Genomic DNA, 24,315 nt, shown 5'->3' with positions numbered 1-24,315 from the left:
CACTCACCCAGTGGAAGAGTCAGCGGCAAGTGGGCAGCAGCTCGGTGTCTTTGGCGAGTTTTGATTACAAAGCCACGACGACGAATCAAAGCTTTGATGAAAGTTATATCGATCAAGGCGAGGGCGGGCAACAGCTGCAAGCCAGCTTTGAAGATTATGATCCACAGTCCTTGTATTACGCGAGCGATGTGGAAGGCCTCAGCCATTACGCACAATTGCGTCAGCAAGCATCGGATGCAAAAAAGAAATCATTCAGCGGCTCTGGCACCTTGCGCAGCTTACAAGCAGGCCAGTGGTTTCGCCTAGAAGATCACCCCGCCCACGAGTACGATGCCGCCGAACAACGAGAATTCGCCGTCACTGAGCTAAAATTCACTGCGAACAATAATTTACCAGCGGATTTGACTCAGCAATTGGGCCTGGTCGCACCTAGCCTGCTCGTAGGAGCGGCTTCAACCGCGAAGAACCCTCCTTATCAAGTCAACTTCACCGCACAAAGACGCGGCCAGCCGATCACACCTGATTTTGCCCATGCAGAGCAGAGCAAGCCCAAAAGCCGAGGCGTACAAACCGCCACGGTAGTCGGCCCTGCCGGATCAGAAGTCCACACCGACGAGCAGGGCCGGATTAAGGTGCAGCTGCACTGGCAGCGTGCCGCAGAACATCCGGAGTTTGGCGCAAACCTCGACGATAAGTCTTCATGCTGGATCCGCGTCGCCTATCCATCGGCGGGCGCAGGCTTTGGGCATCAGTTTATCCCGCGCATTGGCCAGGAAGTTTTGGTGGACTTTATCGAAGGCGATATCGACCGCCCGATCATCACTGGCGTGGTTTATAACGGTAGCCACCCTGTGCCCGCGTTTAGTGGCGCAGGCGCATTGCCTGCCAACAAAACACTATCGGGCATCAAAACCAAAGAGCATGAAGGCGGCCAGTATGGCGAGCTGCTGTTTGACGATACAAAAGGCGAAGTTCGTACTAAATTATCCAGCGAGCATGGCAAAACCCAGCTTAACCTTGGCTATCTGATCCACCCGCGCACTGACGGAAAAGGCGAGCCGCGTGGCGAAGGCTTTGAATTACGCACCGACAAGCAAGGTGCAATTCGCGCCAATGGTCTGCTGATCAGCACCGAAGCCAAAAGCGGCGCAAGCGGTAAGCAACTCGACCACAGCCCAGCCCAAAGCCAACTTGAATCAGCGCTTGCTCTGGCGCAAAGCCTTGGCGAAACCGCCACCAACCAACTCGCCGATACCATAGAAACCGGCGACGGCGATAAAACCGTCAAGCCCGACAACAGCGCAGGCGACAAAGCCAGTACCGGCCATCTGCACCACCATGTACACGCCAGCAAAAGTCTTGAAGCGGGCAGCAATACCGACAAAGACGGCAAGGGCAAATCCAAAGATCAAGCAGGCCAGCAGAACATCATCCTGCTGCATGGTGAGGATGGCATCGCCATCACCAGCCCGCAAAGCCAAACGATTGCCGCAGGCACCAACCTTGATCTAGTCGCCCAAAGAGACACAAACCAAACCTCCGGCCGCCGCTGGATACATAACGTTGGCCAGCACATCAGCCTATTTGTAGCGGGGGTAAAAGACAAAGTCGCGCTGAAGATCATCGCAGCTAAAGGTAAAATTCAGCTACAAGCGCAGAGTGACGATATCGAAATCACCGCCGACAAAAATGTCAAAATCACCGCCTGCAAAGAAAAAGTAGAAATCGCCGCAGGCGACGAAGTGCTCTTTACTTCTGGTGGCGGTTATATCCGGCTAAAGGGTGGCAATATCGAGATTCATTGTCCGGGGGAAGTGAGTATTAAAGGGGCGAGTCATGATTTGAGTGGGCCTACCAGCCTGGCAAAAACTTATAATGAAATGCCCGTGAGCAAGTTTGAGCGGAAGTATCAAATCAAGGATGAAGAATCGGGTCAACCACTTGCTAATCAGCGATTTAAAATTACGCGTGCTACAGGTGAAGTGGAATTCGGTAAAACAGATGGCAACGGGTTTACTCATATGATTAAAAACCCCGATACCTCTGAGCGCATTCAAATTGAGGTGGTAGCAACACCTATGAAAAAAGAAAAAAGTCAGAGGATTAATAATGACAACGCCGAATAATGCGGATCTGGAGTGCAAACAAACAGATTCTCTTGGCGCTGCCAATGGTAAGGATAATATTAAGCCCATTTGCATGCCAAAGAAGATTCAATTTCTGACTGAGCTTGATAAAGGGTCAGGCAACGATGGAACAGGTAATAGCATATCAAAAGCTATGCTATATGATCATCGATATAATATTGAGGTGTGCCTGTTTAATGGCGAAAAACTACCTAATAGCGAAGATTATAAATGGGCTATTGAATATGTTTCTCCTTCTACACCCGGCAAAGCTATTCGCCGCGATCTTAAACAACAGGGGGCGCGAATTGGGCTGGAAATTGATGACATCGATTATTGCGGTTGCGAGCTTTCAATTCAGGCGTATACCGATTCGCCCGAGAAATTTATCGAGTTAAAACAGCTGGTTCACCATCGTTTTTACTGGGTTGATAAAAAAAGAATCGATAAACAAATTCAGGAGCGAAAAAGCGAACCATGGCGTATAGACCAAGGCTCGAGTAGCCTGTGCGGTATGGCCGCACTTTATTATGTCACTATCAAAAATAGTGCCGATCGCTATCAAAAGATTGCTCAAGACCTGCATCGCATGGGTGAATGCACCATAGATGGATTTCGAATAAAACCCTCAGCCAAAATGTATGAAATTGATCTCGCAAATCATGATGGCTACAAGCGGATGAGAATGTGGGAAGTTGATTGGATTGTGCTTGCCGGTACCCGCAGTTCGGAGAGCAATTTAGGCTATCACGGGTTGGAATCGGGTAGCTGGGATCAATATGCCGCTATTAATTGGCCAGGGATGATGGAAGAGTTAGTCAAAAAAATTGGCGGATATAAACAAACTAAAGCCGTGGATGTTGGTTTGGCAACACCACTTATTCAAAACGCATTCCTTAGTAATAGCCGTGATCCTACAAAAGACTTGCCCAAGTTGGATGAAATGGACAAGAGCTATCGCGAGGGAAAGCAAGTATTAATGATGATCGATGCGAGTATGCTATCTGACAGATCCGGCTACAAACTAAGTGATATTGCTCAATCACACTGGATTGTTTATGAAGGTGGTATGGCAAAGGATTCTATCAACCAACGCGTGAAATTTAAAGTATTTAGCTGGGGGTGGGACCCTAGTACTGGAATTAGTTATGACATCAAGAACGGTGAAGCTAGATCAAAGGAACGCAACCCAATAAAAACAAGTGACAGTATTTTATTCTCCTCTTTTACGAGTAACCATTATGGCCATATTGAAGCATACAACTAAGATCGTAATAGGTATTTTCATGAGCATGACATTTGCTGCCCATGCAAGTGAATGCGAGTCTATGCCTGCTGCTATATTGATCGATCATTGGATAGGTGAATTGCCTAAAAAAGCTGAATTGAAAATATACAAGAATGATGGCAAGTTTGTTGGTGAAATAAAGTCGGTTGTTGAGAATTATAATATAAAGTTTTATCAGCCTAGACCGGAAATTCTACCGACTTTAGAAATAGATTTTGTAGAGTTAAAAACAACTAAATTGCCGATAGATGCTAACTTTATTCTGGTGCTCGATAATAAAATTGAGTATCGATTCTCTGAACTTGAACCGCCAAAAGTACGGCTTGGGTGCCGCTTAGAAGGTAAAGTAAATGCTTGTAGTTTTTATGGCGGTGTTCCAGTTATGTCTGCGGAATTTAAATGCGGAAAGAAAATAATGCAAAAATAATAAATGTTATGTCTGGATTGAAACAGATAACTATGACCGTGGCAGGTATCTTCATGGCTATGACATTTTTAGCCCATGCAAGTGAATGCGAATCTATACCTGCTGCCGTATTGATTCATGACTGGGTTGGCGAATTGCCCAAGCAAGCGGAGTTGCAAATATACAAGGGTGATAGTAAATTTTTTGATAAAAAAAATCAGTTATCGAAAAAACAAGTATAAAGTTTTATCAGCCTAAGCCAGAATATTTACCAACGTTAGAAATCGATTTCTCAGAGCTAAAAACGGCTCGGTTGCCAATAAATGCTGACTTTATTCTGGTGATCGATAATAAAACCGAGTATCGATTCTCGGAAATTGAACCACCAATAATGCGATTCGGCTGCCCAGTTAGTGGAAAAGTGAATGGGTGCGAATTTGGTGGCAATATTTCAACCATGTCAACAAATTTAAAGTGCGGAAAGAAAATTAGCCAAAGTAAATAAATTTACTATCCTTATCATTAACTGATTGCGAAGGAATTCAAGTCCGAGCAGTGTTTAATTGCTCCTATAAACTAGCCGTGCAGGACGTGGTGGTGATGCGCGCAGAGTTGTTGGGGGACAAGTTTGTCCATGTTGTGTTATTGGCTTTGTTACGGAGTGGCGGGTTACGCCTACGGTTAACCCGCCATACATGAGTAGTCTTGAGTGCGTAATGATGAAATATTTTATTTTTGTATTGTTTTATTTTTCTTTATTAATAGCATCTTGTTTCGCTAATGATGAAATCATGGATCCTTGTTTGAAGTTTAAGAGTGGACGTGAATTAGCGGTATATCTTCTTGATGAGAATAATCAAATTGTAAGTGGGCAGGCAGATTTTGGTGCAATTTACGATGATGGTAGAGCAGAGTCAAAGGTTATAAATTCTAAATATAAATTACTTATTGGAAAAAATATAAAGCCAATCGGGACTGCTTGCTCTATGGATGGTTGCTTGTTTCTCTCAGCAAAAAAGGGTCTTTGCGTGAATGCAAAAATGTATTCTGTAGGTGTTAATCATGTGTTTAGGCCATCATCTGGGGCGAAATCATCTGTGACCCAGGTTGGGAGTTTTATGGAAATTGGTACTATCGATGATGAAACAGGGGATGAAATTCCATTGGAATTTAAATTTTATAAGAAATTTAAATTAACAATTTCATCAAAAAATTAATTAATTGGATTTAGCTGTGATTGTTGAGAAGTGTACCTTTGGGGCAGGTCTTTTATTTTGAATAAAAACAAATGACCAAGAAAATGGTGGCAGGTCTAACATTCCAACATTTTTGTTGGAATGTTAGACCTGCCACCCCCTGCGTGTTAATGATTATAGAAATGATTTTTTTATTTTTTATAAGTTTTCTTTCTTTACCTACATATTCAGCGTACAAGGAACAAGTTGAATCTGATAAAGAAGAGTGTCGCACTATTGGCACTCTGGGGGCTTGTAATAATTATGAAGAGTTCATTAAGGCAAAGAGAATAAATGATAAATTGGATGACAATAAAAGGAAGCGAGAGGCTGTTCTTAACGATTTTGATACATTGGTTGATAAGAAAACAGGGTTATCGCTTAGGTTGTTGACATTTAACTATAGCCTTGATGGGAAAATGAAAAGAGAGAAGAAAAAAGAAGATAAGAAGAGTGATGGTTTTACTAATGAAGTACAGATTGTAGAAAATAACGTTACTCATGGTTTTTTTCTGGACTCTGCTATTTGGGGGAAATCATCTAAGATAAACGTCTTATATAGCACTCCTGAATATATTTACTTTCAGTCGCTGGCGTATTCTTCTCTGCATGTGAATGCAGAGGCTAGTTTGCAAAAAAAATATTATTTGTATGATAGGAAGTATTCGGTATTAATTGGCTTATTTGGTTTTGAAGGACCATATAAAGAATGGAAAGAACCAATTTTACTTTTAAAAAATGGGAAGTATCAATTTAATTGGAAAGGTGTAGATGTTACTACTGGCGACGGCATAGCCCATGTTTTTTATGATTTTTCTATAGATTTTGATAAAAAGACCAGTAAAAATATCATTGCTTGTTCTCGCCATTGGGACGAGGGTTGTCAGATTAAATTATTTAGTAAAGCAAAAGAGCATAGAGAATTTAAAATAAAGTAAAAAATAAAAAGAGTTCTTTGTTGATTAAAGCCGTGTAGGGCGGGTCTTGACCCGCGCAGAGTGATCGATGGATCAAGTATGTTTATTAGAACGATCGACAGATCCGCTCTTGTTATAAAGTGGCGGGTTACGCCTGCGGCTAATCCGCCCTACATGGTTACTTTCTTTCTATTTTTTGTTGGAATGCTAAGTCTAGCTTAGATGCGTTTCTCATTGGACCAGCTGCTAATGGTTAAAAATTTAATTTTTCTGATGATGGTTTATTCTTCATTTGCTGAGGCGAATGATCGAGTTGTTGATATTTTAAATAAGGATGACTTTGTAGGCTATTTTACAAATTATAAAAATATACTTGGCAATAAAATTGGGCGAATAGACCGCATTTTGGAAAATATATGCAGAAGAGATGAGGTGAAAATACTTTATCCTTTTTCACATAATGGTTACTCTTATGCGTATGCATGCAAAATTGATAGCGCAAGATTTTTGATTGGTCTTAATGATGAAACATCCAAAAAATTGATTGAGGATTTTATTTTGGTAACCAGCTTGGATTCATTCGATAGAATGAATGAAAGAGTAATTAAAAAATATGGGAAGTGCCAGCATCCGAGGACAACTTCTGCGTATTTTACATGCACATATTCAATTGGAAATGACCCTAGTACAAAGTTGGGTCGTATTGTTACGTTTGATAAAGATATGGAAAAAAGAGCAACTATTTTTAGGTTGAGCGTTGAGTCTGGTGATGGATTTTAAATTTCATAGCCGTGTAGGGTGGGTCCTGACCTGCGCAGAGTGATTGGTGGATCAAGCCTGTCTATTGGAACGATCGACGGATCGGCTCTTGTTACTGAATGGTGGGTTACACCTGCGGCTAACCCACCATACATGGCTATGAATCATAATAAACCTATATACAGAACGTATCAATATAATGAAGGAGTAAAGGAGGGGCATGAAAACTATTGCAATCTTGGTACTTAATTATTGTTTGTTAGTAACTGCTCCTGCTTATGCTGCACTTTCCCTTGATCAAGGCTATGCAAGTAATAAACCATATATTTCTATGTCGCCCGAAGAGGCGGATGATATTAGAAATTTTATGGAGAAATGGGAAAGTGCAGTTGCCCGTGATATTGGAGTTAATGCTGAATTAACGAATAAAAAAACATCGGGTGGCGAGGATCGTGCCCGAATGTTTTTAAATAAGAAAAAATACTATATTTGGGCTCAGCAGTATCAAGTTAATAAGTTACTTGCTTCTAAAGAAAAAAACACTGTTGAGAAGGGTTCAAATATAAAAAATAATGGTGTTTGTGAGTTATATGTCCATGACGATGAAATGATTAAAGTGGCATCATTTAGAGTTAACCTGTCAGAGCATAATTACTGTAGTAGTATTTATGGGTTAGGGGCAGCAAAAGGGCAGGATGCATTATTGATGACGATTGGATACTTATTAGAAAGTGTAAAGCCAGTTCAGAAAGTAGATGCTGATGTAAAAAATGAGAAAAAAATGACTATCTTACTTAAAGTTAGTGAGAAAAATGGTAAGGTTTTTATTACACAAGATGATAATTGTCTTGGTAATCCAAATGAAATTAGAGACATTTTATCTGCTAGAAAAGCTTTGCGGCAATGTGCAAAATAAAATTAATTTAAAGTGACTCGAAAAAAGTAGGGTTAGCTGTGTAGGGTAGGCCTTGATCTGCGCAAAGTGATTGGTGAATCAAGTCTGTTTATTAGAGGGATCAACGGATCGGCTTTTGTTACAGAATGGCGGGTTACGCCTGTGGCTAACCTGCCGTAATTTTTACGATATTAAGTAAAATTTTAATGTGAAATTTAATTGATATTTGTATGTTGAAAATAATATAAATCCTTAGTTTCTTATGTGTGCGGAGTTTATTTTCTAAAATTAAATGGATATGTATTCGTATGTGGTTTTTGAATTGTATGTTTAAATTTATTAAAAAAATTGAATTGGAATAATTTGGTGAGCATGGCAAAATTATGCAAGGGTTTTGTTAAATTTTCTGTTGCTATGTTTGTAATATGTTGTGTGTGGTATTTAAGTGGTGTGCGGCCATTTGAGCGCACAGTGAAGGTGAATAAGGCTGTTTTGACTGAGTCTGGAATATCCATAAATTTTTCAACAACATGGGGAAATCCGGCAACTGCTTTTTTTTGTAGTACGACTCCCGATAAAGGAAGGCACTATACCGAATCTAATTTTATTCAAGGCTTAGGAAGTTTGGATGGTTTGGTTTTTAATAAAAACGGTATGGATGTTGAAGTTAGTTTTGTGGATAAAGAAAAAGATAGCTACTTCAAAGATGAATTAATTGATATGCTTAAAAAAAATGATGCGATTTATTGTAAGCTTGTGCAGATCACAACAATGAATTTAGAATCTGAAGAATTTGTGATTAAAACAAGAGATATAATGAAGTAGGTTTAAGTTTTGCTTGTACATAATGATTATTAGATGATGGAATAACTGTTGTAAGTTTTTACAAAATATCCGCCATCAGTGAAAATAGCTGATGGCAAAAAATTTGGTAAATAGATTAAATTATTGCTTGCTGTTTCTAATTTGTGTATTTGTTGCGGTCATTCATTTCAGACTCTTATAACTCTTCGGGACCCATCCCATGTCTACCCCCCTTAAAGCTCTTATCTCCCGCCTTACCCCTACAGCCCGCCGTGCGGTGGAGGAGGCGGCTAGTCGTGCTTTGTCGCGCACTCATTTTGAGATTGAAATTGAACACGTTGTGCTGGCGATTCTGGCTCAGGACGATAATGCGGGGGTGGCGGCTTTGCATTCTCTGGGTTTGAGTCTGGATCAGTTAGAAAAAGAGCTGGATGCGGCTTTGGATCGCTTTCGCACGGGTAACACGCGCAATCCGGTGTTGTCTGTCTGGCTGCCAAAGTGGCTTGAAAAAGCATGGCTGCTGGCTAGTGCAGAGCTGGGGCAGGATTCGGTTTCTACTTTGGATTTGCTGCTGGCGCTGGTGCAGGATGATACTTTACGCGCCACTTTGCAGGGCAGCTCGGCTACGCTGGCCAAAATGGATGGCAAGCGCGCTTTGCAGGGCTATGTGGCTTTACGCCAGCATGGCAATGAGGCGGCGACTAATTCAGAAAACCTGCCAACTGATGAAGCGCCAGATATGAATCTGGATCAGCCTGCGCCACGCCGTGGTAGCCCAGGGCTGGATAAATATACGATTGATTTAACTGCGCAGGCGCGCCTAGGCAAGATTGATCCGGTGCTGGGGCGTGAGACCGAGATTCGCCAGATGATCGATATTCTGCAACGCCGCCGCCAAAACAACCCGATTTTAACCGGCGAGCCGGGCGTGGGTAAAACCGCCGTGGTGGAAGGCCTGGCGCTTAAAATTGTGAGCGGTGAAGTGCCACCGGTGCTGAGCGGTGTGACTTTACGTACCTTGGATTTGGGCTTGCTGCAAGCGGGTGCTTCGGTAAAAGGCGAGTTTGAAAACCGCTTGCGCCAGGTGATTGATGAAGTTAAAGCCAGCCCTGTGCCCATTATTCTGTTTATTGATGAAGCACATACGCTGATTGGTGCGGGCGGTGCGGCAGGGCAAAATGATGCGGCTAATTTATTAAAGCCCGCCTTGGCGCGTGGTGAGTTGCGCACGATTGCGGCCACTACATGGGCAGAATATAAAAAATATTTTGAAAAAGACGCTGCGCTGGCGCGACGTTTTCAAGTGGTAAAAGTGGACGAACCAGCACCAGACATTGCGGTGCAAATGGTGCGCGGCCTGACCGATGCGATGGCTAAGCACCACGAAGTGGTGATTATGAATGAGGCGGTGGTAGCCGCAGTGCATCTATCCAGCCGCTATATCACGGGCCGTCAGCTACCTGACAAAGCCATCAGCGTGCTCGATACCGCCTGCGCCCGCGTGGCTTTGTCGCGTTCTGGCCGTCCGGCGCCTATCGAAAATGTAGAAGTGCTGATCGCCAATATCGAGCGCGAAATTAAGGCGCTGCAAACAGAAGAAGGCCACGGCGAAAGAATTGCCGAGCTCACTGGCCAGCGTGAAATCTTAGAAGGTGATTTACAGCTGTTGCAAGCCGCATGGGCAGTGCAGCAGCAGGTAATTAGTGAAATTGAAGCACTAAAAGCTGAGGCTGCTGAGGCAAAGCCAGCCAAAGGCAAGAAAATTAGCCCACTGCAAGCCAAGCGCACCGAGCTGCGCGAGCTGCAAAAGCAGCATCAGCTGGCTTACGAATGCGTGGATGAAAGCGTGATTGCCGATGTGATTTCCGGCTGGACAGGCATCCCGCTGGGCCGCATGGTGAGCAATGAATTGGTGCAGGTGCAAAAGCTGGCGAGCTTGCTGGCGGAAAGGGTGATCGGTCAGGATCATGCCTTGGAGCAAATTGCCGAGCGCGTGCAAATTGCCAAGGCCAATCTGGATGATCCAAGCAAGCCTAAGGGCGTGTTTATGCTGGTTGGCCCATCTGGCGTGGGCAAAACTGAAACTGCGCTGGCTCTGGCTGAGTCCTTATACGGCGGCGAGCGTAATCTGATCACGATTAATATGTCAGAATACCAAGAGGCGCATAGTGTGTCGGGCCTTAAAGGCTCGCCTCCGGGTTATGTGGGTTATGGCGAGGGCGGTGTGCTGACAGAAGCGGTGCGTCGTAAGCCTTATTCGGTGGTGTTGCTGGATGAAGTCGAAAAAGCCCACCCGGATGTGATGGAGCTGTTTTTCCAAGTGTTTGATAAAGGCCTACTGGAAGACAGCGAAGGGCGCGAAGTCGATTTCAAAAACACCATTATCCTGCTGACATCTAATACCGGCACCGATCTGGTGATGCGTGCTTGCGAGCATGGCGTAACGGTTGAAGATGTAACACGTGACCCAACGGCTGATGATTTGATTGAAATTTTGCGCCCAACCTTGCAAAAAGCCTTTAAACCAGCGTTTCTGGGCCGCTTAACCATCGTGCCTTACTTCCCGATTTCGGATGAAGTATTGCGTAAGATTGTAGGGCTGAAGTTGGCAAAAATCGCCCGTCGTATCGCACAAAACCACGGTGCACTGCTGGAGTACCCAAGCGAGCTGGTTGATTCAATTGCCAACCGCTGCATGGATGTGGATAGCGGCGCGCGGGATGCTGATGCGATTCTGACCCGCACGGTGTTGGCACAGATTTCTACTGATTTACTGGCCAGAATGTCGGCATGTAAACCGGTGAAAAAGATTGTGCTGTCACTGAAAAATGATCAAGTGAAAGTAAAAATTAGCTAATAACGCAAAACAGGGGCAGGTGGCATCAACTGCTTGCCCTTGGTGGCGTTTCGTTTAAGGAATTCTATATGTTGGGAACACTGGGGCTGTTTGGCGGGCTCTTTGCTGGTTGGTGGCTGCTGCTATGGTGGGGCTTACCGATTAGCTTTCAGAAAATGAGCCCAACGGCCATGTTGCTTACCCATCTGGCCCCGCCCGTGATGTTTGGCATGGCTTGGCGTATTTGGCAAAGGGTACGTGAATCACGGCTTGTGCAGGCGCAAACGGCAGGGCAGGAAGCGGCGGAAGCAGACCGGCAAGCCCAGCGTGATGCGGCTCGCCAGCAGCATTATGCCGCACTGGCAGAAAGACAAATAAAAGTGCTGTGCCGCGGCGCGTGGGCACAGGCTTTGCCGGTAAAAGACGTGCCCGCGTGGCTGGAAGAAATACCGGACGGGGCTTACTGGACAGCATTAGAGCGGGATGAAGTCGCTGGTGATGCAGAATCTACTGAGCAAGTTCAGCAGGCCTTGCAGCAGCTATTAAGTGACGTTTACGCCGCAGCGCCGGGGGCGGCCTGGTTGCCGCATTACTTTGAAGCCAATCCAGAGCAGGAAGGGCGCGAGCAGCTGGAAATGCTGAAACAGGCTCAGCTGCAAGCGATTGCAAACCAGAGCTTTGAAGAAAGCTCGCCTAATCCGGAACCACGTTTTTTTCCTGGCTCTGGCGCTTTAATGAGCCGGGTGCAGCAACTTTTCCAGCAAGATCCTAGCTTGCCCGGCATGGTGATCTATGCCGCTGACGCGCCGCTCTTAACACGTGGCGTGCTAAAAGATGAATGGGATGAGCCGGGGCCAGAGCAGGGCGATATGGATAAATGGCGCGGGATGCCGGGCTATGCGGCTGCGGCCATGATCTTCTTGCGCGATAATTTGCCCGTGCCAGAGCCGGCGAGCACGCAAGAAGCCAGTCAGGATGCTTACACGCCTTATTGGGAAAAACAGCAGCACTACGGTGATGAGCGCTGGGGCCGGGTGCCTTTGCAATGGCAGGATACGCTGGCGCAACTGCCGGTGCTGGCCGAGCTGCGCCTTGCTGAGCAAGCCATTATTGAGCAAAAACAATTGCTCCCTATGGCAAGGCAAATCCATACCTTATTTGATAATGCACTGGTGAATGCCGGTCTGCGTGATTACCCTTTTAGCAGCGAGGATAAAGACGAAGCGAAAGATCAGGCAGAAAGCATTTTGTGGCTGGTTCATAACAGCGGCGATGTGGATGTGGGGGCGACACGTCTTGCCGCTGTTTCTACTGCATTGCAGCAGTATGCGGTGCCTTTGAATGCGATTGATGATGCCAGTAATTCTATTCGCGAATGGGGCGATGTGGGCTCGGCCCGTTCTGTGTTGCAAACGGTCATTGCCGTGGTGCACAGCGCCCGTTTATCCGCACCCACCGTATTAATTGAGTTTGATCGTCGTGGCGAAACAGAGCATTTTAGCGTGGCAATGATCAAGCCTCAGGAGCAGTCAGCATGAAAAAAGTGATTCGTATCGGCGATCAGAGTAGCCATGGCGGCGTGGTGATTAGTGGGGCTTCCAAAACCGTGTTGTTTGGCAAGGTCGTTGCACTATTAGGGGATAAAGTAAGCTGCCCTATTCCGGGGCATGGCGTATGCCCGATCGTTGAGGGTGATCCCAACTGGCTGGTGGATGGCAAGCCTGTGGCGCTGGAAGGTCATAAAACAGCGTGTGGCGCCGTATTGATCTCGTCGATGCCAGAAGTGGGAAAAGGTTAGCGGTGTACACCGCTTGGCTGCAAAATCATCTGAGTGTCCGTTATACTTTAGTGTTGCTAACAAGATGAATCTTGTTAGTATTTAAATCATTGCTTAAATGTTTTAAATATCACTAATTCGGGTGATAAGCGATGAGTACTAAACTGAGCTGCTGCAAAGCAGCTCGCTTGTTTTAAATAAGGGATTTAACGATGAAAAACTCAGGGATTATTTTGGCTTGCTCCGCTGTACTTGCAGCGGCTGTCTTGACAGGGTGCGCAGAGAACCCACCTGCTGCAACTGATTCTGCATCAGCTACATCATGGGCAAAGCCCCCCGTTATTGTGGCGATAGGCAAGCCATATATGCTTCAGTTTGAAAAAATGGCTGCCAAGCTAACGCCACAGCAAGAAGAGCAGCTGATGGCGCTGTTACCTCAGCTTAAAGACGTTAAAAGCATTATTTTGCGCGGGTACTGCAATAAAAAAGACATTGGCAATGCTAAAGATTCTGCCTTGGCTCGTGCCGTTAATGTAGAAAAATTCCTGGTAAGCCAAGGCGTGCCAGATCACAAAATGAGCTTGCGTTACAACACCGATGATGCAGAGCACGCTGTTGAGCTGGAAATCGGCGGTTAATTGTACTAAGTATTCCCTTGCTCGCTCTTTTTGACTCTTAATGAGTGCCCCCATGTCCCTGTCGCAATTACTGAGCAGCTTTGCTGCTGCATTTAATCAAGACCAGCGCTTGATCTCTTTACAGTTAGGCGATGGCGGGGCATGGGGCGAGCAGCTGTTGCCGCAGCGAGTGGAGGGTAGCGAGGGGATTAACCAAGCTTACCGTTACCAAATCGATTGCTTGTCGCCTGATGGCGCTCTAGAGCTTAAATCCTTACTTGGCCTGCCGGTGGTTTTGGCGGTAGCTGATGCCAATGGCAGCGAGATTGAGCGCTGTGGTGTGATCTCGCAAGCCCAATTACTCGGCTCGGATGGTGGCTTTGCTAAATATGCGCTAACGGTGGAACCACCGTTTGCCCTGCTTAGATACCGCCGCACTTCGCGCGTGTTTCAGGAATTATCCGTTCCGGATATCGTAAAGCAGGTTTTGACCGAACATCAGGCTAAAAACCCCGTCTTTGCCTCAGTGCAAACACTGGATTTCAAACTATCCGGCACGCACGCGCCTCGATCCTACTGCCTGCAATACCGAGAATCGGATTTTGATTTCCTGACGCGATTATTAGCCGAGGAAGGTTTGTCTTGGCGCTTCGAACATTTAGCCGGCGATAATCCGCAAGTTCAGCTGGTGATTTTTGACGACGCCTTCGCTATTCCTGAAGCACAGGAAATGCAGGTGCGTTTCCACCGTGCTGATGCGACGGAAGAGAGTGATGCACTCACCCAGTGGAAGAGTCAGCGGCAAGTGGGCAGCAGCTCGGTGTCTTTGGCGAGTTTTGATTACAAAGCCACGACGACGAATCAAAGCTTTGATGAGAGCCGGATCGATCAAGGCGACGGCGGGCAACAGCTGCAAGCCAGCTTTGAAGATTACGACCCTCAGTCCTTGTATTACGCCAGCGATGCGGAGGGCCTCAGCCATTACGCACAATTGCGTCAGCAAGCATCGGATGCAAAAAAGAAATCCTTCAGCGGCTCTGGCACTTTGCGCGCCCTGCAAGCGGGGCAGTGGTTTCGCCTAGAAGACCACCCCGCCCACGAGTACGATGCCGCCGAACAACGAGAATTCGCCGTCACCGAGCTAAAATTCACTGCGAACAATAATTTACCAGCGGATTTGACTCAGCAATTGGGCCTGGTCGCACCTAGCCTGTTAGCAGCTGATGCCGCCAAACCTTACCAAGTCAACTTCACCGCCCAAAGACGCGGCCAGCCGATCACGCCTGATTTTGCCCATGCAGAGCAGAGCAAGCCCAAAAGCCGAGGCGTACAAACCGCTACCGTGGTGGGCCCTGCCGGATCAGAAGTCCATACCGACGAGCAAGGCCGGATCAAGGTGCAGCTACACTGGCAGCGTGCCGCAGAACATTCCGAGTTTGGCGCAAACCTCGACGATAAGTCTTCATGCTGGATACGCGTCGCCTACCCATCTGCGGGCGCAGGCTTTGGGCATCAGTTTATCCCGCGCATCGGCCAGGAAGTTTTGGTGGATTTCATCGAAGGCGATATCGACCGCCCCATCGTTACTGGAGTGGTCTATAACGGCAGCCACCCTGTGCCCTCGTTTAGTGGTGCAGGCGCGTTGCCTGCCAATAAAACGCTATCGGGCATCAAAACCAAAGAGCATGAAGGCGGCCAATACGGCGAGCTGCTGTTTGACGATACAAAAGGCGAAGTTCGTACTAAATTATCGAGCGAGCATGGAAAAACCCAACTTAACCTTGGCTATCTGATCCACCCGCGCACTGACGGAAAAGGCGAAGCTCGTGGTGAAGGCTTTGAATTACGCACCGACAAGCAAGGCGCAATCTGCGCCAACGGCTTACTCATCAGTACCGAAGCCAAAAGCGGAGCCAGCGGCAAGCAGCTCGAACACAGCCCAGCCCAAAGCCAGCTGGAGTCCGCCCTTGCTCTTGCCCAAAGTCTAGGCGAAACGGCAACCAACCAACTCGCCGACACGATAGAAACTGGCGATGGCGATAAAACCGTTAAGCCAGACAATAGCGCAGGCGACAAAGCCACCACCGGCCATCTGCACCACCATGTGCACGCCAGCAAAAGTCTTGAAGCGGGCAGCAATACGGATAAAGACGGCAAGAGCAAATCCAAAGATCAAGCAGGCCAGCAAAAAATCATCCTGCTGCACGGGGAAGACGGCATCGCCATCACCAGCCCGCAAAGCCAAACCATCGCCGCAGGCACCAACTTAGATCTAGTCGCCCAAAGAGACAGCAACCAAACCTCCGGCCGCCGTTGGATTCACAACGTCGGCCAACATATCAGCCTGTTTGTGGCTGGGGTAAAAGATAAAGTCGCACTGAAACTGATCGCTGCCAAAGGTAAAATCCAGCTGCAAGCGCAGAGCGACGATATTGAAATTACAGGTGATAAAAGCATCAAAATCACTGCTTGCAAAGAAAGCATCACCGTAACGGCTAAAGATGAAATTTTGATGACGGCGGGTGGCGGCTATATCCGCTTAAAAGGCGGCAATATCGAGATTCATTGTCCGGGAACGGTAAGCATTAAAGGGGCGAGCCATGAGTTGAGCGGGCCTGCAAGCATGAATTTAACCATGCCACCATTCCCTAATAGTGTATGTATTGAGTGCTTGTTGCGCGCAAGAGCAAGCGGTTCGCCTTTTGCTATGAAATAAGAGAGATTCAAATGACTGATCTATTTATTAAAATGAAGGAGCTGCTGGTTCATTCTAGCGGCAATTATTATTTGTTAGTGGATCAAAGTGCATTTCCTTATCTTACAAAGATTAAAAAGAAAATGGCAACGCTGCATATTATTAATATATTAGATACAAATGCTAATCAGCCTATGGATGCGGCGAGTCCGGTTTTGATTCAGCTCGATTTAAATGGTTTAAATGAAGAGATTATTCAATGGTTTTGCACCCAAGGCGCTTATGCCAATGGGCTGCATGTTCTGAAATCTTCGCTACCTTTAAAACAATTAGCAGAAAAGCTGGCAGAGCGTTCAGATGCATTGCTGCCAGACAATATGACCGTATTATTGCGCTATTTCGACACCCGTATTTTTGCCTCTTTGCTGACGATACTCGCTAAAGAGCAAATTAAATTATTAAGCAATGATATTCAATCATGGTGGTATGTAAATCGGTCTGCTGAGCTGATTGTTGCTTGCTTAGATAATGAAGGGCGATCAGATCCCGAAACTAAGCCACAGATTGTTTTTAGTGCAGAGCAAGAGGCTGGTCTGCTGGATGCGGCCAATGGCGATATGATTTTAAGCCAGTTGCAGCAGAACCCGCCTGAAATCATGTACTCAATGCGGCCAGATCAGCAGTATGAAGTGGTTATTCACTTAATGAGGATGGCGGTTAAAAATGGTATTCAGCAAATTCCTGAATGGCTTGCTTTTTGCGTTTTTGGTTTTGCTACGAAGGGGGCGATTTACCAGCAAGCGCCTTGGACCGAGTTAATCGATCAGCTTAAAGCGGGCAAGATTTCATTTGCTGAAGCTTTGGAATTAAGTAATGAAGATTAAAATTGATAGATAGCAATGCGGATATGTATTGTTTATTAGATAAAAGGATGGCCCTTTGAAGTATTTTATATTGATTTTAGTCGCTCTAATGCTGCAAGCGTGCAAGCCACAGAAATTGCATGATCCTAATAAACTGACGCCTGTGGCATCGGGCGTGGAGCAGCGTACTGAAATAAAAGGCTTGGGGGTTCATGGATATAACTATACCGATGGTTATATTGATCATTTCTCCGTAAATGGCTCTGGTGGGATGAATTTAGAGGTCAGTGATGCCTCTTCTTCTGGAGATGGCACAGTATGTTGTGGATCTGTTTATCCAGTATTGATACCTTATAAAATGACGGTGCAGTGGACAAAAAGTAGTAGTTCAAATTATTGGTGTCAGCAGGAAGCAATACTGGCCGGCCCCATTCCAGCTAATCCTAATTATTTAAATGTCCATTTCTATCAGGATGGGCATATTGAAATTAGTGTGAGTGAAGGAACTGAAAATCGTTTCCCCAACATGGATCGCTTTAATCGCATTGATAGGCATAAAGAAGGTAATGTAAATAACGACGAGAAAATGTCGAGGTGTCAAAATGGCCGGCCTTAGTATGAAACTTCAGGGGGAGCTATTGCAATGTGGGGCTTCATTGGCCGATGCAAAGCTAGCAACCGCCACCTCTACAGAATGCCCTGTTAGTCAAGTAAAGCAGGCGACTGTTTCGGCAAAAGCGGCGGCTTCCCAAGCCCTGCCCACTCAAGGAAGCTGCAAGCAAACGTTGACGCTAAGTTTCTTTTTTGATGGCACGGGCAATAATATGGATGCCGATATCGGGATGCGATCACATAGCAATGTGGCCCGTTTATTTCGTGCCCATCAGCGTGATAATGAATCCATTAATTTGTTTAGGATCTACATTCCCGGCATCGGTACCTATTTCAAAGAAATCGGTGACCGAGGTGGCTCGGTTTGGGGGAATGGCTTTGGATCGATGGGCAAGGAGCGTTTAGCTTGGGCGCTCAAGCAATTTATGCTGCGTTTAAAAGCGGCCGAGCAAATGGCAGCAAATCCGAGTAATAAAATTCTTGGTATTAAGATTGCGGTGTTTGGTTTTTCACGCGGGGCTGCTTTAGCAAGGGCTTTTTGCCGTGAATTATTTAAGCTGTGCCGCCCCGCTGCGGGGGGTGGGTTTCAATTAAAGCAGGGCGCTTATCCGATTGAAGTTAGCTTCTTGGGCTTGTTTGATACGGTGGCGTCGGTGGGGCTGCCTTTGGCCACAAATAATGTGGTGACGCGTAATATTAATGCGCTTTCTGATGTAATTAATCGAAGTTTAAAGTGGACTTCACCTGCCGCGTTTATTGGCTCAGCTTTAAAAACGCCCGAATTAAAACGCTTGGCCTTTGGTGAAGGGGGAGTCGATCCTTCTGCGGGGGTATTTGATGGCCATGGCTCTTGGGCAACCGATTTAGCTATTCCTCCCATGGTTAAGCAGGGCCTGCACTTGGTTGCGGCGCATGAAGTACGGAATTCTTTTCCTGTGGATAGTGTTTTGCATGATTTGACTTACCCCTCAGGAATGCGGGAAATGATTTATCCGGGGGCGCATTCTGATATTGGCGGGGGGTATGCGCCGGGTGAGGGAGCGCGTAGCCCCAATGAGGGTGAATTACTGAGCCTGATCCCGCTTAAGGTGATGTACGACTCGGCAGTAAAAGCGGGGGTTCCTCTGTTATCAATGACATCCGCACGTCGGATAGATGAACTTCAAGATTTTGCTATTGACTCTAAAGGTGCAGCAGACTTTGCTCGCTTACAAGCTGATTTCAAACATTATATGAACGTTGTTGGTTGGGGGGCGGGGCATATTGGGCAATGTATGCTGGCCCAGATGCGGTGCTACTTTAAATGGCGTTTTTATGCGATTTCTCGCGGGCAGCAGGGCAAGCCGACCGCTGAGCAAGAAACCTTGCAGAAGAATACTCAGCAACAGGCGGCAGAAAAGCAAAAACGTGACCCGCTCATGAAAGAAAAGAAAGAAGCGCTCTGGCGGGCAAGGCAGCAGCTTAATGCGGATGAGTTAGCTTTGCAGCGAGCACGTCATGCCAGCCTTGTTTCTGGTGCGCCGCTGAATTCTCGTTATGAGGCTAAGGCAAACCAATCGCGCGATCATTACGCCAAAAAAGAGGATGAATATCTGCGTGAAGTGGCGATTAATGACACGGCGGCCAATGATGCGGCGCTGGCTAAAGCCATTCAAAAATACGATGCTCAGCTATTGAGTGACGCCAAACAAATTTTGGCTTGGCATAAGGCCAGCCCCAAAGAGCCAATCAGGGTGCATTACCGTGCTTTGATGGAAGCCTATTCGGATGAATTTATTCATAAAAAAGGCTTGCGCGATGAGGTGATTATTCGATTTTTTGATCGCTATGTGCATGACTCGCTCTCTGCATTTGCTACCGATGACACCCGCACTTCAGACCCCAGAGCTGTTTATATTGGCGATGATGAAATCTTTACACACGCGGCATTATCGCCTGAGGGGCAGCTTAAGAAAGCACAGAAAAAAGTCAAACAAAAACAAGATGAGGTAAACATCTCGGCAGGGAACCAAAGGGGCGGTGGATTTAGCCAATCCCATACTCAAAAGCTTAAAGAATTAGAGGCAGCAAGGCAGAATTTAGCAAAGGCAGAAAAAGGGCTTTGATTTAAGCGGGGCTTGCCGTGCCGCAGCACCGCAAGCCTCTATGGTTTTAATCGCGTTTAATATCTAGTAATTCATTGAGCTGGCCTAGCGTTGCATCGTCTTTGATCACTGAGCCCAGCCATTCTTCCAGACTCATTTCTGCCCATTTAGCGGCGCGTTCGGCAAGGAGGGCTACGGGGCTGTGGGGCTCGTGCTGGCGGAAGTAGTGGGCTACTTCTACCAATTGGCGCACGGCGTCTGTGCGGCTTTGTAGCGGGCCTTGCCGGGCTGGGGCGGCGGATGTGCTGTGGGATGTGGCGGCATATTGGGGCGCTGGGGCTGCATGGCTGCTCATGGGGCTTTCCGGGCTGTGGGCGGGGGCGTGGTGTGTGCTTGGTTCTCCCCATTGCAAGCGCAGGCGGTTGACAACTTCGAGGCAAGCATTGAGTGCGTTGCGTAGCTCGGCAAAGTTGGGCGCGGCAAAGCCAAAGCGGGCATCAATGCGGCTATCAAGAGCCTGATAAGCCTGCTGGGTGTGTTCCAGCTGTGTATGTAGCTGCTTAAACCAGCTGGCGCCGCTGGCATTTACGCTTTTATCAAAGACGTCCCCGGCCAACTTGCCCTCGGCCAGTGCCGCTTCTTTGGACTGGCTGTCTTTTAATCCCATGTTTTCTACTTCGCGGGATTCCTGCCATTGTTGCCAGTTATAGCCGCCGTGCAGCGGATCGGTCAGCGGTACTTCGCGTAGTGCAATGCCCATTTGATTGTTAAACCATTCCAGCTTGCCCACGCGCTCGTCTAAGTCGTTGACGTCGTACTCGGGGTAGCCGGTTTCCCAGTAATGCTCAAGTAGCCCGTCCAGTACCTGTAAAGCCAGCTGAGCGCCCGCAAAGCCGCGCGTTTTGACCAAGGCTTCGCCGTACCATGCGGCCAGTTGTAAATCTTTACTTTGTTGGCTGAGGGCTTGCTTGCAAAGCTGGATAACTTTGCTCCAGTCGGCGCTTTTTAATTGCTGGCCCCAATCGCCTTGAGAAAGGCTGGGATCATCCGCCCGGCGTGCTTCACGGATTTGATCGAAGAGGGTCGAATAGCCTAGATCTTCGCCTGCGGGTTGATCCGGGCTAATGGGGGCCAGTAATGTGGCCAGTTTTTCTTGGGTCGTCATGGCGTTTAAAGGGCTCTTGGTGATAATAAATGAGTCTGTCAATATGGTGTTTTAATTACTTGAACTTGTCGTGAAACGAATGCTTTAAAAAGTAACAAGGTTAACAATTGCTTTCATTATTACTCAGTATTGCCTGATAATGTCAGCTTAATGCAGGCCGCTAAGCTATTTATTGGTGCAGGATCTGCTGGTTCTACTTATTCACTCCAGAAAGACAGTGTCCGCATGCTAGATTCATTATTGCCTTATTACGAGCGCGAGCTCAGTTTACTCCGCGAATTGTCGGGTGAGTTTGCTCGCCGCTACCCCAAAATTGCCGGTCGTCTGCAATTGGAAGGGGATCAGTGCGAGGATCCGCATACCGAGCGTCTGATCGAATCATTTGCTTTTCTGGCGTCACGTATCCATAAAAAGCTCGATGACGAATACCCGGAAATCGCATCTAGTTTTCTGGACGTGCTTTATCCGCATTATTTGCGGCCGATTCCATCGTCCAGCATCGTGCAGTTTGAGTGTGATCCGCTGCGCCCCGAAATTGCCAAACGCTATGTGATTGAGCGCGGCCAGCCGGTGCATGCGCCCGCTATTCAGGGGGTGACGTGCAAATTCAGAACCTGCTACCCGGTTGATCTTTACCCGCTGTCTTTATCGGATGCCAAGCTGGAGCTCAGCAGTAGCTCGCCCAACTTACGACGTATCGCACCGGATGCCGCGGCGGTATTAACGCTGGAATTCAATACCCACGGCAATTTGCCGATCAGCGGGATTAATTTGCAGTCACTGCGTTTATTTCTGGATGGCGAGCCCGCTTTAATGCATCTGGTGTATGAGCTTTTGCTATCGGGCACAACGCGTTTGCGCGTGGGCGATGGAAGCGATGATCCTGCGTGCACCCGATCATTGCCTGCTGCTGCGATTGCGCCGGTGGGCTTTGGCCGGGATGAGGGCGTACTGGAATACGATGAGCGCTCTTTTCTGGGCTATCGCTTGCTCACTGAGTATTTTAGCTGCCCGGATAAATTTCTATTTGTTGATATTCAGCAGTTGGGCGATGTGGCGCTTAAAATTCAGGGTAGTAAGCTGGTGATTCAGTGCCTGATTCAACGCTGGCCAGATACCGAGCGCCATGCGCGCTTGCTGCATCATTTGCAGGCTTCGCACTTTAAGCTGGGCTGCACGCCGATTGTTAATCTGTTTGTGCAGGCGGGCGAGCCGATTCGGGTGACCCATCAAAAAGCCAGTTACCCCGTGGTGGCCGATGCGCGCAAGCAACATGCTTTTGAAGTGATGCAGCTCAGGCGTGTAGTAAGGGTAGAAAAAACCGGCAGCCAGGAAAGTAGCGAAGAAGTCTTGCCGTTTTATGCCATCCGGCATGGCGTAAATAAAGATGGGCCAAAGTTTTACTGGCATGCCAGCCGTGAAGCATCGCCCCGTCAGGATGATAAGGGCACAGATTTAGAGCTGCATCTGGTTGATCTTGATTTTAATGCCGTGCGGCCGGGGGCCGAGGTGTTGAGCTTAGAGTTACTTTGCAGCAATCGTGATTTACCCGAGTTGATTCCTTTTGGGGGGAGCCAGTCCGGCCAGCATATCGATTTCAGCTTGCCGGGGCATTCGGTGGTTAAACGTGTGAAGCTATTGCGTAAACCGAGCAACAGCTTACGCCCGCCGCAAAAACGTGGTCTGCAATGGCGTCTGGTTTCGCACCTGTCGCTTAATTATTTATCTTTGATCGAGTCTGGCCGCTCTGCCTTGCAAGAAATGCTGGTGCTCTATAACCAAACCGATTCGCCGGTGAATACAAGGCAGATTCAGGGGATTAGCGCCATTAGCAGCGCACCCGCCGTTACCCGTGTATTGGGGCGTGATTTTGCGGGCTTTGTACGCGGCACCGAAATCACCCTGACGTTGGATGAGGAATACTATGTGGGCGGCAGTATTTATCTGTTTGCCAGCGTGTTAGAGCGTTTTTTCGCGCTTTATTGCTCGCCCAATAGCTTTACTCGTTTGCGGGTTAAAACCAAGCATGAAGAGCTGGCTGCATGGCCAGCCCGGGCGGGTGAAGCTTTGGTGATTTAGTCCTCTGCCTCGCTGAACTACGGTGCTTCTTTGCATCGTGCTGTGGCGAGGTGGATGTTGTCTGCTCAGCGGTTTGCGGCTCTTCTTGCTTGCGCCGCGCTGGATAAAACAAATAATAAGGAATTAGCTGCATGGCCAGCTCTAAACTGCCTCGTCACTTAGATGAGGAGCTGTTAGCCAACCCTACAGGCTACGGTTTTTTTCAGGCCGTCAGGCTGTTGGGTCTTGCGGCCAGAAAGCGGGGCGATCGACGTGGTCCTTTGCCTGCCGGTTTGCGATTTCGCACATTAGCTAATTTAGCTTTCCCTGCCAGTGAAATGACGCGTTATACCGCCGTGCAAACCGAAGATGGTGAGCTACATGAGCTGGAAGTCGCTTTTATGGGGCTGACGGGGCCAAGTGGTGTTTTGCCCACTAGCTATACCGAGCTACTGATCGAGCGCCGCCAGCAGTTTCGCGATCCCACTCTGCATGCTTTTTTAGATATTTTTAGCCATCGCTCGATTGCCTTGTTTTATGGCGCGTGGAAAAAATATCGCTTCTGGCTGCAAGTGGAAGGGGGCGAGCAAGATGGCTTTAGCCGCAATCTGCTTGATTTGGGCGGAATGGGGCTAAGCGCACTGCGGGCACAAATGGGGCAGGGCGCGCTGCAGAATGAAAACCTGTTTATTTATTATGCAGGGCTATTAAGCCAGAAGCCGATGTCTAGCCAGGCCTTGGTGACGCTGATTGAGGGCTTTTTTGGCTTTAGGGCCGAGCTGGTGCAGTTTACCGGCCAGTGGATGAACTTACCGGAAGAAGAACAGAGCCAGCTGGGTGGTGCTTCTTGCGAGCTAGGCGTTTCCGCTTTTGCGGGTGATCGGGTGTGGGATAGGCAGACTAAGCTTAATTTGCGCTTGGGGCCGCTACGCTGGTCACAGTTTTCTGCTTTGCAGCCCAATGCGGCCGCTGCCCATTCGCTTAGAGAGCTGCTTAAGTTTGCACTGGGGCATAGCTTGGCGTGTGATGTGACTTTGATTCTGGATCAGCGTGATATCCCCGATGCAGAACTTACTGAAGAGCCTGTGGTTCAGCTAGGAGGGAGCTGCTGGCTGGGTAAGCTGGATCATGATCCGAGTGATATGACATTTTGTTTATTGCACTAGAAAACAAAACGG

General features: G+C 47.5%; 20 protein-coding genes. 19 read left to right on the top strand and 1 reads right to left on the bottom strand.

The window, feature by feature from the left end; all coding sequences use genetic code 11:
* The 17 genes from ACFQNF_RS04925 to ACFQNF_RS04845 form a co-directional block, all read left to right on the top strand.
* Positions 1 to 2,126, top strand: a 2,126-nt coding sequence (locus ACFQNF_RS04925) for a DUF2345 domain-containing protein (protein ID WP_380186564.1), incomplete at its 5' end; no start/stop codon positions are given.
* Complete coding sequence (locus tag ACFQNF_RS04920) at positions 2,110 to 3,393, top strand: hypothetical protein (protein WP_380186562.1); 1,284 nt, start codon at positions 2,110 to 2,112, stop codon at positions 3,391 to 3,393. The genes ACFQNF_RS04925 and ACFQNF_RS04920, both read left to right, overlap by 17 nt.
* A gap of 19 nt (positions 3,394 to 3,412) precedes the next feature.
* A complete protein-coding gene (locus ACFQNF_RS04915) occupies positions 3,413 to 3,841 on the top strand; it encodes a hypothetical protein (RefSeq protein ID WP_380186560.1) in 429 nt (142 codons plus the stop codon).
* Positions 3,814 to 4,062 (top strand): hypothetical protein, encoded by a 249-nt coding sequence (locus tag ACFQNF_RS04910; protein WP_380186558.1) that lies wholly within the window; start codon positions 3,814 to 3,816, stop codon positions 4,060 to 4,062. Before ACFQNF_RS04915 ends, ACFQNF_RS04910 begins: the two co-directional genes overlap by 28 nt.
* Positions 4,063 to 4,536: 474 nt before the next feature.
* Positions 4,537 to 5,037: a hypothetical protein gene (locus ACFQNF_RS04905; protein ID WP_380186556.1), complete on the top strand. Its 501-nt coding sequence runs from the start codon at positions 4,537 to 4,539 to the stop codon at positions 5,035 to 5,037.
* A 71-nt stretch (positions 5,038 to 5,108) separates the two neighbouring features.
* Positions 5,109 to 5,993 carry a hypothetical protein gene (locus ACFQNF_RS04900; protein WP_380186554.1) on the top strand — a complete coding sequence of 295 codons (885 nt, stop codon included), beginning with the start codon at positions 5,109 to 5,111 and terminating at the stop codon, positions 5,991 to 5,993.
* A 228-nt stretch (positions 5,994 to 6,221) separates the two neighbouring features.
* Positions 6,222 to 6,752, top strand: coding sequence for a hypothetical protein (locus tag ACFQNF_RS04895; RefSeq protein ID WP_380186553.1), 531 nt, complete (start codon positions 6,222 to 6,224; stop codon positions 6,750 to 6,752).
* 199 nt (positions 6,753 to 6,951) lie between these two features.
* On the top strand, positions 6,952 to 7,647 hold the full coding sequence (locus ACFQNF_RS04890; protein ID WP_380186552.1) for a hypothetical protein: 696 nt from the start codon (positions 6,952 to 6,954) through the stop codon (positions 7,645 to 7,647).
* 345 nt (positions 7,648 to 7,992) lie between these two features.
* The gene (locus ACFQNF_RS04885; protein ID WP_380186550.1) at positions 7,993 to 8,451 is read left to right on the top strand and encodes a hypothetical protein; all 459 of its coding nucleotides are present in this window, start codon (positions 7,993 to 7,995) and stop codon (positions 8,449 to 8,451) included.
* Between the two features lie 199 nt (positions 8,452 to 8,650).
* On the top strand, positions 8,651 to 11,287 hold the full coding sequence (gene tssH / locus ACFQNF_RS04880; RefSeq protein WP_380186548.1) for a type VI secretion system ATPase TssH: 2,637 nt from the start codon (positions 8,651 to 8,653) through the stop codon (positions 11,285 to 11,287).
* Between the two features lie 68 nt (positions 11,288 to 11,355).
* Positions 11,356 to 12,804, top strand: coding sequence for a hypothetical protein (locus ACFQNF_RS04875; protein WP_380186546.1), 1,449 nt, complete (start codon positions 11,356 to 11,358; stop codon positions 12,802 to 12,804).
* On the top strand, positions 12,801 to 13,064 hold the full coding sequence (locus tag ACFQNF_RS04870; protein ID WP_380186544.1) for a PAAR domain-containing protein: 264 nt from the start codon (positions 12,801 to 12,803) through the stop codon (positions 13,062 to 13,064). The genes ACFQNF_RS04875 and ACFQNF_RS04870 overlap by 4 nt, the downstream gene beginning before the upstream one ends.
* Positions 13,065 to 13,408: 344 nt before the next feature.
* Positions 13,409 to 13,681: an OmpA family protein gene (locus tag ACFQNF_RS04865; protein ID WP_380186542.1), complete on the top strand. Its 273-nt coding sequence runs from the start codon at positions 13,409 to 13,411 to the stop codon at positions 13,679 to 13,681.
* A 52-nt stretch (positions 13,682 to 13,733) separates the two neighbouring features.
* Positions 13,734 to 16,376: a type VI secretion system Vgr family protein gene (locus ACFQNF_RS04860; protein WP_380186540.1), complete on the top strand. Its 2,643-nt coding sequence runs from the start codon at positions 13,734 to 13,736 to the stop codon at positions 16,374 to 16,376.
* An 11-nt stretch (positions 16,377 to 16,387) separates the two neighbouring features.
* Entirely contained in the window at positions 16,388 to 17,239 is an 852-nt protein-coding gene (locus ACFQNF_RS04855) for a DUF4123 domain-containing protein (RefSeq protein WP_380186538.1), read from the top strand.
* Between the two features lie 55 nt (positions 17,240 to 17,294).
* On the top strand, positions 17,295 to 17,834 hold the full coding sequence (locus ACFQNF_RS04850; RefSeq protein ID WP_380186536.1) for a DUF3304 domain-containing protein: 540 nt from the start codon (positions 17,295 to 17,297) through the stop codon (positions 17,832 to 17,834).
* Complete coding sequence (locus tag ACFQNF_RS04845; protein WP_380186534.1) at positions 17,821 to 19,935, top strand: phospholipase effector Tle1 domain-containing protein; 2,115 nt, start codon at positions 17,821 to 17,823, stop codon at positions 19,933 to 19,935. Before ACFQNF_RS04850 ends, ACFQNF_RS04845 begins: the two co-directional genes overlap by 14 nt.
* 46 nt (positions 19,936 to 19,981) lie before the next feature.
* Here ACFQNF_RS04845 and tssA read toward each other — a convergent pair whose 3' ends face one another.
* Positions 19,982 to 21,079 (bottom strand): type VI secretion system protein TssA, encoded by a 1,098-nt coding sequence (gene tssA / locus ACFQNF_RS04840; protein ID WP_380186532.1) that lies wholly within the window; start codon positions 21,077 to 21,079, stop codon positions 19,982 to 19,984.
* A gap of 225 nt (positions 21,080 to 21,304) precedes the next feature.
* Here tssA and tssF point away from each other — a divergent pair, with 225 nt between their 5' ends.
* A complete protein-coding gene (gene tssF, locus ACFQNF_RS04835) occupies positions 21,305 to 23,158 on the top strand; it encodes a type VI secretion system baseplate subunit TssF (protein WP_380186530.1) in 1,854 nt (617 codons plus the stop codon).
* A gap of 131 nt (positions 23,159 to 23,289) precedes the next feature.
* Positions 23,290 to 24,303, top strand: coding sequence for a type VI secretion system baseplate subunit TssG (gene tssG / locus ACFQNF_RS04830; RefSeq protein WP_380186528.1), 1,014 nt, complete (start codon positions 23,290 to 23,292; stop codon positions 24,301 to 24,303).
* Positions 24,304 to 24,315 lie beyond the last annotated feature (12 nt).

It is taken from the genome of Iodobacter arcticus (assembly GCF_042664895.1).
Taxonomy (GTDB): domain Bacteria; phylum Pseudomonadota; class Gammaproteobacteria; order Burkholderiales; family Chitinibacteraceae; genus Iodobacter; species Iodobacter arcticus.
Note: the sequence above shows the minus strand (reverse complement) of the source record. Positions and strands in the feature narration are given on the sequence as shown.